The 13,686-nt window shown below is 60.2% G+C and carries 14 protein-coding genes; 9 read left to right on the forward strand and 5 right to left on the reverse strand.

Going from position 1 to position 13,686, the window contains the following annotated elements; genetic code table 11:
• Positions 1 to 126: 126 nt before the first annotated feature.
• Positions 127 to 2,895 (reverse strand): DNA polymerase I, encoded by a 2,769-nt coding sequence (gene polA / locus AC07VO_RS23400; protein WP_018927275.1) that lies wholly within the window; start codon positions 2,893 to 2,895, stop codon positions 127 to 129.
• Positions 2,896 to 2,969: 74 nt separating this feature from the next.
• Here polA and AC07VO_RS23405 point away from each other — a divergent pair, with 74 nt between their 5' ends.
• Together AC07VO_RS23405 and AC07VO_RS23410 are read left to right on the forward strand one after the other, a co-directional pair.
• The gene (locus AC07VO_RS23405) at positions 2,970 to 3,260 is read left to right on the forward strand and encodes a DUF2782 domain-containing protein (RefSeq protein ID WP_018927274.1); all 291 of its coding nucleotides are present in this window, start codon (positions 2,970 to 2,972) and stop codon (positions 3,258 to 3,260) included.
• 58 nt (positions 3,261 to 3,318) lie between these two features.
• A complete protein-coding gene (locus tag AC07VO_RS23410; protein ID WP_018927273.1) occupies positions 3,319 to 4,269 on the forward strand; it encodes a homoserine kinase in 951 nt (316 codons plus the stop codon).
• Positions 4,270 to 4,362: 93 nt separating this feature from the next.
• On the opposite strand, the gene AC07VO_RS23415 is transcribed toward AC07VO_RS23410, so the two are convergent.
• Entirely contained in the window at positions 4,363 to 5,283 is a 921-nt protein-coding gene (locus AC07VO_RS23415) for a zinc ABC transporter substrate-binding protein ZnuA (protein ID WP_086945255.1), read from the reverse strand.
• Between the two features lie 66 nt (positions 5,284 to 5,349).
• Between AC07VO_RS23415 and zur the strand changes: the two genes are divergently transcribed.
• From zur to AC07VO_RS23450, 7 genes are all read left to right on the forward strand, one after another.
• Positions 5,350 to 5,832, forward strand: coding sequence for a zinc uptake transcriptional repressor Zur (gene zur, locus AC07VO_RS23420; protein WP_026286509.1), 483 nt, complete (start codon positions 5,350 to 5,352; stop codon positions 5,830 to 5,832).
• Positions 5,832 to 6,617 (forward strand): zinc ABC transporter ATP-binding protein ZnuC, encoded by a 786-nt coding sequence (gene znuC / locus AC07VO_RS23425; protein ID WP_086945256.1) that lies wholly within the window; start codon positions 5,832 to 5,834, stop codon positions 6,615 to 6,617. Before zur ends, znuC begins: the two co-directional genes overlap by 1 nt.
• Positions 6,610 to 7,398 carry a zinc ABC transporter permease subunit ZnuB gene (znuB, locus tag AC07VO_RS23430; protein ID WP_018927270.1) on the forward strand — a complete coding sequence of 263 codons (789 nt, stop codon included), beginning with the start codon at positions 6,610 to 6,612 and terminating at the stop codon, positions 7,396 to 7,398. The genes znuC and znuB overlap by 8 nt, the downstream gene beginning before the upstream one ends.
• 37 nt (positions 7,399 to 7,435) lie before the next feature.
• Entirely contained in the window at positions 7,436 to 8,152 is a 717-nt protein-coding gene (locus AC07VO_RS23435; protein WP_086945257.1) for a PA5502 family lipoprotein, read from the forward strand.
• A gap of 247 nt (positions 8,153 to 8,399) precedes the next feature.
• Positions 8,400 to 9,407: a methionine ABC transporter ATP-binding protein gene (locus AC07VO_RS23440; RefSeq protein WP_064615674.1), complete on the forward strand. Its 1,008-nt coding sequence runs from the start codon at positions 8,400 to 8,402 to the stop codon at positions 9,405 to 9,407.
• A complete protein-coding gene (locus AC07VO_RS23445; RefSeq protein WP_018927268.1) occupies positions 9,407 to 10,081 on the forward strand; it encodes a methionine ABC transporter permease in 675 nt (224 codons plus the stop codon). Before AC07VO_RS23440 ends, AC07VO_RS23445 begins: the two co-directional genes overlap by 1 nt.
• 80 nt (positions 10,082 to 10,161) lie before the next feature.
• A complete protein-coding gene (locus tag AC07VO_RS23450; protein ID WP_018927267.1) occupies positions 10,162 to 10,935 on the forward strand; it encodes a MetQ/NlpA family ABC transporter substrate-binding protein in 774 nt (257 codons plus the stop codon).
• A gap of 152 nt (positions 10,936 to 11,087) precedes the next feature.
• Here the strand turns inward: AC07VO_RS23450 and AC07VO_RS23455 are convergent, their stop codons facing one another.
• Genes AC07VO_RS23455 through AC07VO_RS23465 form a run of 3 tightly spaced genes read right to left on the reverse strand, consistent with a single transcriptional unit; the run spans position 11,088 to position 13,686 of the window.
• On the reverse strand, positions 11,088 to 11,723 hold the full coding sequence (locus AC07VO_RS23455) for an SCO family protein (RefSeq protein WP_019651205.1): 636 nt from the start codon (positions 11,721 to 11,723) through the stop codon (positions 11,088 to 11,090).
• Positions 11,720 to 12,619, reverse strand: coding sequence for a heme o synthase (cyoE, locus tag AC07VO_RS23460; RefSeq protein ID WP_018927265.1), 900 nt, complete (start codon positions 12,617 to 12,619; stop codon positions 11,720 to 11,722). Before cyoE ends, AC07VO_RS23455 begins: the two co-directional genes overlap by 4 nt.
• Entirely contained in the window at positions 12,607 to 13,686 is a 1,080-nt protein-coding gene (locus AC07VO_RS23465) for a COX15/CtaA family protein (RefSeq protein WP_018927264.1), read from the reverse strand. The genes cyoE and AC07VO_RS23465 overlap by 13 nt, the downstream gene beginning before the upstream one ends.

The raw sequence follows: 13,686 nt of genomic DNA on the forward strand, positions 1-13,686 counted from the left end.
GGTTCGCGGATTTAGTTCAGACTATTTTCAAAATCCTTTGGAAATAATCACTGTCGTTTTTCGCTCTATAGCCCTTCGTCATGTGCTGCGGCGCCAGGCCGCAGCACAAACGTCTTTTCAGGTGGCTCAGTGCGCCTCATCCCAGTTGTTGCCTGCGCCCACCTCAACCAGAAGCGGTACGTCCAGTTGTGCGGCGTTGCTCATGTGCACGCGAATCTCCTCGCGTACCTGGTCGACCAGGTCCTCACGCACCTCGAGCACCAATTCATCGTGTACCTGCAGGATGACTTTGGCGTCCAGGCCTGACGATGCCAGCCAGTTGTCCACCGCCACCATGGCTTTCTTGATGATGTCCGCCGCGGTGCCTTGCATCGGGGCGTTGATCGCCGTGCGCTCGGCAGCTTTGCGCAGGGCCTGGTTTTTCGCGTTGATTTCCGGCAAGTACAGGCGACGACCAAAGATGGTTTCGACGAAGCCTTGCTCGGCGGCCTGGGCGCGCGTGCGCTCCATGTACTGCAGCACGCCGGGATAACGGGCGAAATAACGGTCGATGTAGGCCTGGGACTGTTTGCGGTCAACGCCGATCTGCTTGGCCAGGCCAAACGCGCTCATGCCGTAGATCAAGCCGAAGTTGATGGCTTTCGCGCTTCGACGCTGATCGTTGGTGACCGCATCCAGCTCGACGCCGAACACTTCTGCGGCCGTGGCCCGGTGGACGTCGAGGTTGTTGCGGAAGGCATGCAGCAAGCCTTCGTCCTTGGCCAGGTGCGCCATGATCCGCAGTTCGATTTGCGAGTAATCCGCGGCCAGCAGTTTGTAGCCTTTCGGCGCGACGAACGCCTGACGAATCCGGCGACCTTCGGCGGTACGGATCGGAATGTTCTGCAGGTTCGGGTCGATGGACGACAAACGCCCGGTGGCTGCGACAGCTTGCTGGTAAGACGTATGAATGCGCCCGGTGCGTGCGTTGATCTGCTCTGGCAAACGGTCGGTGTAGGTGCTTTTGAGCTTGCTCAGCGAGCGGTATTGCATCAGCACCTTGGGCAGCGGGTAGTCCTGTTCTGCCAACTCGGCCAGCACGGCTTCGGCAGTCGACGCCTGACCCTTGGCGGTTTTGCTGAGTACAGGCAAACCGAGCTTTTCGTAGAGGATCACGCCCAGTTGCTTTGGCGAGCCAAGGTTGAATTCTTCACCGGCAATGGCAAAGGCCTCACGCTCAAGGGCGACCAGTTTCTCGCCCAGCTCGACGCTCTGGATGCCCAGCAGGTTGGCGTCTACAAGCGCGCCCTGGCGCTCGATACGGGCCAGGACCGGCATCAGCGGCATTTCAATCTCGTTGAGCACTTTGACCAGGCTTGGCGTCGCGGCCAGTTTTTCCTGCAATACCAGATGCAGGCGGAAGGTGACATCGGCGTCTTCGGCGGCATAGGGACCCGCCAGCTCAAGGGAAATCTGGTCGAAGGTCAGCTGTTTGACGCCTTTGCCCGCAATCTCCTGGATGTCGGTCTTGCTTTGGCCCAGGTACTTGAGCGCCAGGCTGTCCATGTCGTGGCGGGTGGCCGTTGAGTCCAGTACGTAGGACTCGAGCATGGTGTCGTAGGCAATACCTTGAACAGTAATCCCGTTGTTCTGATCGCCACCGATGGCGCAATTGGCGAGGATATTGGTGTCGAACTTCGCATGTTGGCCGACTTTCAGTTTATTCGGGTTTTCCAGCAGCGGTTTCAACGCCAGCAGCACGGTGTCACGGTCCAGTTGTTCCGGTACGCCCATGTAGGAATGGGTCAGCGGAATGTAGGCTGCTTCGTTGGCCGCGACAGAGAACGACAGGCCTACCAGTTGCGCGTGTTGGGCATCGCTGCCGTTGGTTTCGGTGACGAAGGCGATCAGCGGCGCCTTGTCGAGTTTGTCCAGCCAGGCCTCGAAGCGCTTCTGGTCGAGGATGGTTTCGTATTTCGCTTCGGCGGCACCCGGCTGCTCCTGGGCGACCTCGACGATGTCCTGACCCGAACGCTTGGCGTCGCGCTGGTTCTCTTCGAACCAGCTCTTAAACTCCAGCAGGGAATAGAGTTCGGCAAGCTTGTCGTGATCCGGTGGGCCCATCTGCAGATCGTCGAGGCCGATGTCCAGCGGCACGTCGATCTTGATGGTTGCCAATCGGTAAGAAAGAAAGGCCATTTCCTTATGCTCTTCGAGCTTGGCCGGCAGGGTCTTGGCGCCGCGAATCGGCAGGGTCGGGACGATATCGAGCTGCGCATAGAGCTCGGTCAGGCCGCCATTCACGCCAACCAGCAGGCCGGAAGCGGTCTTCGGACCGATACCCGGAACGCCCGGGATGTTGTCGGACGAATCGCCCATCAACGCCAGATAATCGATGATCTGCTCGGGAGCGACGCCGAATTTCTCCTTCACGCCTTCCACGTCCAGCGCGCTACCGGTCATCGTATTGACCAAGGTAATGTGCCCGTCGACCAGTTGTGCCATATCCTTGTCACCGGTGGAAATCACCACCGGACGGTCGGCGGCCGCGCTGCTGCGGGCCAGGGTGCCGATCACATCGTCCGCTTCGACGTTGTCCACGCACAGCAATGGAAAGCCCAAGGCCTTGACGCTGGCGTGCAGCGGCTCGATCTGGACCCGCATATCGTCAGGCATGCTTGGGCGGTTGGCCTTGTATTCGGCGAACATCGCGTCGCGGAACGTCCCGCCCTTGGCGTCGAACACCACGGCGAACGGGCTGTCCGGGTACTGCTTGCGCAGACTCTTGAGCATGTTCAACACGCCTTTGACCGCTCCGGTCGGCAGGCCTTTGGACGTGGTCAGCGGAGGCAGCGCGTGAAAGGCGCGGTACAGATAAGAAGAACCGTCCACCAGGACGAGGGGGGCTTGGCTCATGAGCAGGATCAACCTTTTCGGCGGGTCCGGCGCTAGAATAGCGGGACCGTTGACGACAAAGGGACAAGGTTATCATGCGCACACTAAATCGCTTGTTGCTGGCTGGCTTGTTTGCAATCACTCCATTGGCTGTCATGGCGGCGGATGACAAGCCCTCGGCGGACCCGGAAGTAACGATCCGCACGGAAGGCGATAAAACCATTCAGGAGTATCGCCAGAACGGCTTCGTGTACGCGATCAAGGTCACCCCGAAGGTCGGAAAACCGTACTTTCTGATACGTGCGGACGGAACAGATGCAAACTATATCCGCTCGGATCAGCCGGATATGCTGATTCCCTCGTGGAAAATCTTTGAGTGGAAGTAGTTTCTTAATTTCAATCGGCGCTGGCTCAACCGCGGCGCCCGTACTGGCAGTTTTAACCATGTCTGTGTTCACCCCCCTGGCTCGGCCCGAGCTGGAAACCTTTCTCGCCCCTTACGGGCTCGGCCGCCTGCTTGATTTCCAGGGGATCGCCGCCGGTAGCGAAAACACCAATTTCTTTATCAGCCTGGAGCAGGGCGAGTTTGTCCTGACCCTGGTCGAGCGCGGTCCGGTGCAGGAGATGCCGTTCTTCATCGAACTGCTCGACGTGCTGCACGACGCCAACCTGCCTGTGCCTTATGCCCTGCGCACCACCGACGGCGTTGCATTGCGTGAGCTGGCCGGTAAACCTGCGCTGTTGCAGCCACGTCTGGCGGGCAAGCACATCAAGGACGCCAACGCCCAGCATTGCGCTCAGGTCGGCGAGCTGCTGGCTCACCTGCACCTGGCGACCCAGGCCAACATGATCAAGCGCAAAACCGATCGTGGCCTGGACTGGATGCTGGAAGAGGGCACGCAGTTTCTCTCGCACCTGAACGCCGAACAAAGCGATTTGCTGCAACGGGCTCTGGAAGAGATCACCCAGCAGAAGACGAAAATTCTGGCGCTGCCGCGGGCCAACATCCATGCGGATCTGTTCCGCGACAATGCGATGTTCGAAGGCACGCACCTGACCGGGTTGATCGACTTCTACAACGCTTGTTCAGGGCCGATGCTCTATGACGTGGCAATTGCCTTGAACGACTGGTGTTCGGACGAGCAAGGGCAGCTCGACGGGGCTCGGGCGCGGGCGTTGCTGGGCGCTTATGCCGCGCTGCGACCGTTCACCGCTGCCGAAGCGGAGCTGTGGCCGACCATGCTGCGCGTGGCGTGCGTGCGGTTCTGGTTGTCGCGGTTGATTGCGGCGGAGTCTTTCGCCGGGCAGGACGTGTTGATTCACGATCCGATGGAGTTTCAACTGCGCTTGGCACAGCGGCAGAAGGTCGACACGCCGCTGCCTTTCGCCCTCTAAAAGCTTCGCGGGCAAGCCTCGCTCCTACAGGATGTGCGCGATCCCTGTAGGAGCGAGGCTTGCCCGCGAACGATTCACTACCAAACTTCCCGCTTACAACGACTCCAGGCACCCGGCCAAATCATTTCCCAATTTTTCCAGCACCTGCTCATACCCCTGGGCGGTCGCTGGCGTGTACCCGCCCAGCGCATCCAGCTCTGCCAGTTTCACCGGTAGCCCGGCCACCAGGGTTTCTGCCAGGCGCGGGCGCAGCGGCGGTTCGCTGAACACGCAAGTTTTGCCGACTTCCTGCAACCGCGCGCGCATCGCCGCGACGTGCTGGGCACCGGGCTGTACTTCGGCTGCGACACTGAACACACCGGCGTGCTTGAGGCCGTAGGCGTCTTCGAAGTAGTCGAAGGCTTCGTGGAACACGAAGTAAGGCTTGTTCGCGATCCCTGCCAGGCGAGCCTTCAGGCGTAGGTCCAGGGCATCCAGGCGTTCATCGAAGGCTTTGAGGTTGCTCTGATAGCGCGCCGCGTTAGCCGGATCGGCTGCACTCAGATCGGCCGCCATTTTGCTGGCGATCACTCGGGCGTTGATCGGTGACAACCACAAGTGCGCATCCAGGCTGCCGGGGCGATGATCGTGGTCATGCTCATCGGCTTCTTCGGCGTGGGAGTGGCTGTCTTCGGCGAAACGTCGCAGCTTCAGGCCAGGCAAATCCTGCACTGCGACGCTGGGCAGCGTACGACCTTTCAGTACGCGAGGCAGAAAACCCTCCATGTCCGGACCGATCCAGTAAACCAGGTCCACCGACTGCACCTTCCGTACGTCGGATGGGCGCAAGGCATAGTTATGCGGCGATGCCCCGGGTGGCAGCAACACTTCCGGAATCGCCACACCTTCCTGCACCGCAGCAGCAATCAGCTGCAGCGGCTTGATGCTGGTAAGTACTTTGACTTCGGCCTGGGCTGAACCGATCAGCAGAAAACTTGCGACAAATGCGACAAAGATAGAAAAAAGTCGGGACACGATGACCACTCGAAGAGGCGAGAACGGGTAACATAATAACGTCTCTCACAACACTCGTCGCCGCTCATGCCTAAAACACCGATTGCCAGTCGTCCCCACGACCACTCTCATTGCGTCCATAGCGCATTGTCTGAGGCCGATGCCTTGTGCGCACGTCAGGGGCTACGCCTGACCGCTTTGCGCCGGCGGGTGCTGGAACTGGTCTGGCAAAGCCATAAACCGCTGGGTGCCTACGACATTCTGGCGGTGCTCAGCGAGCAGGACGGCCGCCGAGCTGCGCCGCCGACCGTGTATCGTGCGCTGGATTTTCTGCTGGAAAATGGCCTGGTACACCGCATCTCCTCGCTGAACGCCTTCGTCGGCTGCAATCACCCGGAACACGCTCACCAAGGCCAGTTCCTGATTTGCCGCCAATGCCACGCCGCCATCGAGCTTGAACAGAAGTCCATCAGCGACGCGATCGTCGGCAGCGCCAGGGACGTCGGATTTATCGTCGAGGCCCAGACTGTTGAAGTCATCGGTCTCTGCTCGGGTTGCCAGGGGGCTTAATGAGCAATGCGCTGATCCGTCTTGAGCAGGTGGCCGTCACTTTTGCCGGGCAAAACGTGCTGGATAACATCGAACTGAGCGTCGAGCCGGGGCAGATCGTTACCCTGATCGGCCCTAATGGCGCCGGCAAAACCACGCTGGTGCGCGCGGTGCTCGGTTTGTTGACGCCGGACAGCGGCAGCGTCTGGCGCAAGCCGAAGTTGCGCGTCGGTTACATGCCGCAAAAACTCCATGTCGATCCAACCCTGCCGCTATCAGTGCTGCGTTTCTTGCGTCTGGTCCCTGGCGTGGACCGCGCTCGGGCCTTGGCCGCCCTCAAGGAAGTCGGCGCCGAGCAGGTGATCGACAGCCCGGTGCAAAGTGTTTCCGGTGGCGAAATGCAGCGAGTACTGCTGGCCCGGGCATTGCTGCGCGAGCCGGAGTTGCTGGTGCTCGATGAGCCGGTACAAGGCGTCGACGTGGCCGGTCAAGCCGAGCTCTATAGCCTGATCACACGTCTGCGCGACCGTCATGGCTGCGGCGTATTGATGGTCTCTCACGATTTGCATCTGGTGATGAGCACCACCGACCAGGTGGTGTGCCTGAATCGCCATGTCTGCTGCTCCGGGCATCCCGAGCAGGTCAGCGGCGATCCCGCGTTCGTCGAACTGTTCGGAAAGAACGCACAAAGTCTGGCGATTTATCACCACCATCACGACCACGCTCACGACCTGCATGGCTCGGTGGTCATTGCGACCCCGTCGGCCCATACCCACGTTCATGGAGATAGCTGCAAGCATGGCTGATTTTCTGCTCTTCGCCCTGCTTGCAGGTCTGGCCCTGGCACTGGTTGCGGGCCCGTTGGGTTCGTTTGTGGTCTGGCGGCGCATGGCTTATTTCGGCGACACCCTGTCCCACGCTGCGCTGCTGGGTGTGGCGCTGGGCTTTCTGCTGGATGTCAGCCCGACCGTGGCTGTCACCGTAGGCTGCCTGTTGCTGGCAGTGTTGCTGGTGACGCTGCAACAGCGGCAGCCATTGGCGTCTGACACGCTGTTGGGAATTCTCGCACCGAGCACGCTCTCCCTGGGCCTGGTGGTACTAAGCTTCATGCATGAAGTGCGGATCGACCTGATGGCCTATCTGTTCGGCGACCTGCTGGCGATCAGCCCGATCGATCTGGCCTGGATCCTCGGCGGCAGCGCGGCGGTGCTGGTATTGCTTGTCACGCTGTGGCGACCCTTGCTGGCGATCACCGTGCATGAAGAACTGGCCAGGGTGGAAGGTTTGCCGGTGGCGGCGTTGCGTCTGGTCCTGATGTTGCTGATCGCCGTGGTGATCGCGGTGGCGATGAAAATCGTCGGCGTGTTGCTGATAACTTCGTTACTGATTATTCCGGCGGCTGCGGCACAGCGTCACGCCCGCTCGCCGGAGCAGATGGCACTGGGCGCGAGCCTGCTGGGCATGCTCGCGGTGTGTGGCGGGCTGGCGTTGTCCTGGTTCAAGGACACCCCGGCTGGCCCGTCGATTGTGGTGGCGGCCGCCGCGTTGTTTCTGCTGAGTTTTGTCCTGCCCCGCCGAGGGGTGTAGACTTGCTCGTTTTTTGCGCAAATAGAGAGTCGCAGGAATGAAGCCGTTCGCCTCCCGTTATCTGCTCCTTGTCGCATTTTCGCTGCTACTGGGTGCTTGCCAAAGCACGCCGCCGGCGGCCACCGAGGCCCCCGATGCACGGGCCACGGCTATTGCACAACTGGAACAAAGCCTGGCCAGCAGCGAGCTGGCCACCGCCGAGGATCAATTGGCGGCCTTGCAGGCCGAGTCGCCCAACGATCAATCCCTTGAGCAATACCAGCGGCAATTGGCCGAAGCCTATTTACTGCGCAGCCAGATCGTGTTGCAAAAAGGTGATGTGAATGCCGCGGCCACTGCCCTCAGCCGTGCCCGGGTATTGATGCCCAAGGCCCCGGCGCTGACCGGTGGCGTTAACAATGCCATCGTTCATGCACGCAAGGCTGAACTGGATAAAGCCGAAGCGGCCCTCAAGGCTGCCGAAGCCAGACCGCAGGCCAAAGTGATCGACCCGACGGCTGAAAGCACGACGGTGGCATTGAGCCTCAACGATATGAGCAAACTTCGTCGTCAACTGGATGCTATCGCCGCCGATGTGGTGAATTATCAGTGCGACGTGAGCATTCAGGTTCCCCGTACTCAGGACTACCCATGGTTGGCCACGTTGCTGACCAAACGGGTGAAGAAGCTGGATTCGGGGTTTGATCTGAAGCTTGAGAAGCAGATTCTGCGCAATATTCCGGCGCAGATGGTTTTGAGCCCTCGCAAGCCATAAAGAAAAGATCGCAGCCTGCGGCAGCTCCAACGGACCGTTTAGGAGCTGCCGCAAGCTGCGATCTTTTGCTTTTCTAGATGCATCAGGCCGCAATTGCCTCGGTCCCAGGTTCCTACCTTTGATCGCCTTATTGCCAAATCGCTGGTTGAAGGCGAAATAAATGCTAAGAACCTCTATACGGACAGGCTAAAATGCGCGCCCGGCTAACCGCTGATCCTTTTCTAACGCGCCCCACAAGGTTCGCTACGTGATCGAGTTTCAAAACGTCCACAAAACTTACCGCGTCGCCGGTAAGGATATTCCCGCCCTGCATCCGACCAGTCTGACGATTGAGAACGGTCAGGTCTTTGGCCTGATCGGCCATTCCGGTGCGGGAAAAAGTACCCTGCTGCGCCTGATCAACCGCCTGGAAAACGCCAGTGGCGGCAAGATCATCGTCGATGGTGAAGAAGTCACAGCGCTGGATGCCAACGGCCTGCGACGTTTCCGTCAGCAGGTCGGGATGATTTTCCAGCACTTCAACTTGCTGGCGTCCAAGACCGTGGCCGATAACGTTGCGCTACCGCTGACCCTCGCCGGTGAGCTGTCGCGTAGCGAAATCGACCAGCGTGTGGCGCAGTTGCTGGCGCGGGTTGGCCTGGCCGACCATGCGAAAAAATACCCGGCGCAACTGTCCGGTGGTCAGAAGCAGCGTGTCGGCATCGCCCGCGCCCTGGCAACCAAGCCGAAAATTTTGCTGTGCGACGAAGCCACCAGTGCCCTCGACCCGCAGACCACGGCGTCGGTTCTGCAATTGCTGGCCGAGATCAATCGCGAGCTGAAGCTGACCATTGTTCTGATCACCCACGAGATGGATGTGATTCGTCGAGTCTGCGATCAGGTGGCGGTGATGGATGCCGGTGTGATCGTCGAGCAAGGTTCGGTGGCCGAAGTGTTCCTGCACCCCAAGCACCCGACCACCAAGCGCTTCGTCCAGGAAGACGAGCAGATCGACGAGAACGAACAGCGCGACGACTTCGCTCATGTGCCGGGCCGCATCGTGCGTCTGACCTTCCAGGGCGAAGCGACCTACGCACCATTGCTGGGTACCGTCGCCCGGGAAACGGGCGTGGACTACAGCATCCTGGCCGGTCGTATCGATCGCATCAAAGAGGTTCCCTACGGCCAATTGACCCTGGCCGTCACCGGTGGCGACATGGAAGCGGCGTTTGCTCACTTCACCGCAGCTGATGTCCATATGGAGGTGCTGCGCTGATGGAAGTCCTGATGAGTTTCTTTTCCAATATCGACTGGTACGAAATCTGGCTGGCCACCGGCGACACCCTGCTGATGCTTGGCGGTTCGCTGTTGTTCACCGTGCTGCTGGGGTTGCCGTTGGGCGTGCTGTTGTTCTTGTGCAGCCCGCGCCAGTTGCTGGAAGCCAAAGGCGTCTACGCGATGCTATCGCTGGTGGTGAACATTCTGCGTTCGCTGCCGTTCATCATTCTGCTGATCGTGATGATTCCGTTCACCGTATTGATTACCGGCACCTCCCTCGGTGTCGCCGGTGCGATCCCACCGCTGGTGGTGGGCGCCACGCCGTTCTTCGCGCGACTGGTGGAAACCGCCCTGCGTGAAGTGGATCGCGGCATCATCGAAGCGACCCAGGCCATGGGCGCGACGACCCGTCAGATCATCACCAACGCCTTGCTGCCGGAAGCCCGCCCGGGCATCTTCGCAGCGATTACGGTGACAGCGATTACACTGGTGTCCTACACAGCAATGGCCGGTGTGGTCGGCGCTGGCGGCTTGGGCGACCTGGCGATCCGTTTCGGTTACCAGCGTTTCCAGACCGACGTGATGGTGGTCACTGTGGTCTTGCTGCTGGTGCTGGTTCAAGTGCTGCAAACCGTCGGCGACAAGCTGGTGGTTCATTTCTCCCGCAAATAAACAGTTTTCGTCACTTAAGACATGAGCCGGCCATTCGCTGGCAGGCGCCGAAGACTGGCGCCTCACAAGGAGTTAGCTGAATGAAAAAACTACTCGTCGCATTCGCTGCCATTGCAGCCTTTTCCGCCCACGCTGCCGACACCTTGACCGTTGCGGCCACCCCGGTGCCCCACGCGGAAATCCTCGAGTTCGTTAAACCAGCCCTGGCCAAAGAAGGCGTGGACCTGAAAGTCAAAGTCTTCACCGACTACATCCAGCCGAACGTACAGGTGGCCGAGAAGCGTCTGGACGCCAACTTCTTCCAGCACCAACCGTACCTGGATGAGTTCAACAAGGCCAAGGGCACCAACCTCGTCAGCGTTGCCGGTGTGCACCTGGAGCCGCTGGGCGCTTACTCCAGCAAGTACAAGAAACTGGAAGAGCTGCCGGGCGGCGCCAACGTGGTGATCCCGAACGACGCCACCAACGGCGGCCGTGCGCTGTTGCTGCTGGAGAAGGCTGGCCTGATCAAGTTGAAGGATTCGAAAAATATCCTGTCGACCGTGAAGGACATCACCGAGAACACCAAGGATCTGAAATTCCGTGAACTGGAAGCCGCGACCATCCCCCGCGTGCTGACTCAGGTCGACCTGGCGCTGATCAACACCAACTACGCGCTGGAAGCCAAGCTCGATCCGTCCAAGGACGCGCTGGTCATCGAAGGCAGCGACTCGCCGTACGTGAACATCCTCGTTGCCCGTCCGGACGACAAGGACAGCGCGGCAATGCAGAAACTGGTTGCTGCCCTGCACAGCCCGGAAGTGAAAGCCTTCATTCTCGAGAAGTACAAAGGCGCGGTATTGCCGGCGTTCTGATCGGCTGACGTAAACGAAAAAGGGGCGCATTGAATTGAATGCGCCCCTTTTTTTGTCTGTTTGCCCCGTTCTGTAGGAGCCAGGCTTGCCGGCGAAGGCGCCCGTGAGATCGCCTTCGCCGGCAAGCCTGGCTCCTAGAAAGAGTGTGGTGCTTATTGACGGTTGAGCATCACCGGCAACTGCGCCACCAGTTTCTGGTTATTCAGCGGTGCACGAATGAACCCGCGTTGAGTCCCGTCCGGTCCGATCACCGCCAGGTTGCCGCTGTGGTCGACGGTGTAGTTCGGCTTGCTGGTGTCCGCCGGAATGAACGGAATGCTCACCGCGTTGGCCATTTTCTGAAGGTCTTCGACCGAGGCTGCGGTCAGCCCGATGAATTGCGGATCGAAGTAGCCCAGGTACTGCTTGAGTTGCTTGGGCGTATCGCGGTTCGGGTCGACGCTGACCAGGATGACCTGCAACTTGTTCACCGCATCCGCCGGCAGTTCACTCTTGATCTGCCGCAGCTGGGCGAGGGTGGTCGGGCAGATGTCCGGGCAGAAGGTGTAGCCGAAGAACAGCAAACTCCACTTGCCTTTCAGTTCGTTGATCGCCACTGGCTTGCCGTCCTGATCGGTCATCTTCACGTCCGGCAGATTGCGGCTTTGGGGCAGCAGGATGATCCCTGCATCGATCAGCGCCGTCGGGTCGCCCTGGTTTTTCCCGGTCAGTACTTTATTGACGGTCAGGCCCAGGATCAGCGCGATCAGGGCAACGAGGATGAAGACGGTTTTCTGGGTTCGGGTCATAGGATCAGCAGTAAGTAGTGGTCTACGAGCAGCGCGATAAACAGCAGGAACAAGTAGTAGATAGAGTACTTGAACGTGTTGATCGCCGCGTGCGGTCGAGTGCCACGGTACAGCACCACGGCCCATTGCAGAAACCTTGCGCCCAGTAAAAGGGCACACATCAGGTAGAGCACGCCGCTCATGTGGATCACGTAGGGCATCAGGCTGACGGCCAGCAACGCAAAGGTATAGAGCAGGATGTGGACTTTGGTGTAGTGCTCGCCATGGGTCACCGGCAGCATCGGAATGTCAGCCTTGGCGTATTCCTCCTTGCGGTGAATCGCCAGCGCCCAGAAGTGCGGTGGGGTCCAGGCGAAGATGATCAGCACCAGCAACAATGGTTCGGCGCCGACATGACCGGTGGCGGCGGTCCAGCCGAGCAGTGGCGGGGCAGCTCCGGCGAGGCCGCCGATGACGATGTTCTGCGGCGTCGCGCGTTTCAGGAAACCGGTGTAGACCACGGCATAACCGAGCAAGGAGGCGAGGGTCAGCCACGCCGTCAACGGGTTGGTGAAAGTCAGTAGCAAGGCCTGGCCGAGCATCGCCAGTATCAGGGCGAAGGTCAGCGCGGCGGCTGGAGATACCCGGCCTTCGGCCAGGGGCCGTTTGTGGGTCCGGGCCATGACCGCGTCGATGCGCCGGTCCACCACATGATTGACCGCCGCGGCACCGCCGGCACACAGGGCGATCCCCAGATTGCCGAACACCAGCACCGTCCATGGCACCCCGGCGCGGGTCGCGAGGAACATGCCGACCAGCGAGGTGATGAGCATCAACACCACCACTTTCGGCTTGGTCAGTTCCAGATAGTCTCGCCAGATGGCCTGACTGTGACGTTCGCCGATCAGAGTCGCCATGGCATCTCTCCTTTTATTGTTATGGGCCCGGCCGAGTGTTTACGCAGGCGTAGTCGCCAGCGCCGAGGGGGCTGATGCTTGACCCGAACCAGGCTGGTTCGCGCGTGATAATTGACCAGCACCATCGTCAGCAACAGCGCCGCACCGCCGGCGTTGTGGGCGACGGCCACCGGCAGCGGCAAGTGGAACACCACGTTGCTGATGCCCAAGGTGATTTGTGCGGCAAGGGCGATCAGCACCATGACGGCCAGGCGCGTCATGCCGACGACCTTCAGTTGCCAAGCCAGACCGAGCAGAACAAAGGTGACCAGTAACGCGCCGATGCGGTGAGTCAGGTGAATCGCGGTGCGGGCATCGCTGTCCAGCTGCCCGCCCAGATAATTCGGGCCGATGTGCTGGGTCAGGTGAAAACCGTTGGCGAAATCAGCCGGCGGCAGCCATTGGCCGTGGCAGGTTGGAAAGTCGATGCAGGCTACCGCCGCGTAGTTGGAGCTGACCCAGCCACCGAGAGCAATTTGCAGGATCACCAACAGCAAGCCGGCGGTTGCCCAGTATTGCAAACGTCGAGGCACGGTCAGCGCCGGCAATACGCCGGACAGGCGCAAGGTCAGCAGAAACAACAGGCTCAAGGTCGCAAAACCACCGAGTAAATGTCCGGTGACCACTTGCGGCCAAAGCTTGAGCGTCACCGTCCACATGCCGAAAGCCGCTTGGCCAATGACCAACGCCAGCAGGAACAGCGGCAACTTCACCGGCTGCCCCGGATGATGACGATGGACCCAGGCGCGGCCCGCCAGCACCGCGATCAGCAGCCCCAGCGTGCCGGCGAAGTAGCGATGGACCATTTCGTTCCAGCCCTTGTGGGCTTCCACCGGGGTGTCTGGAAAATGCAGTTCGGCATGAGCCAGCTGGGCTTCGCTTTGCGGCACGCTGATAAAACCGTAGCAGCCGGGCCAGTCCGGGCAGCCGAGGCCGGCGTGGGTCAGGCGTGTGTAAGCGCCGAGCAACACCACAATCAGTGCCAGCAAGGTGGCAAACAGCGCGAGGCGAAATCCAGGTTTGGCCAT

Source organism: Pseudomonas sp. GW821-FHT03E01, from assembly GCF_059420765.1.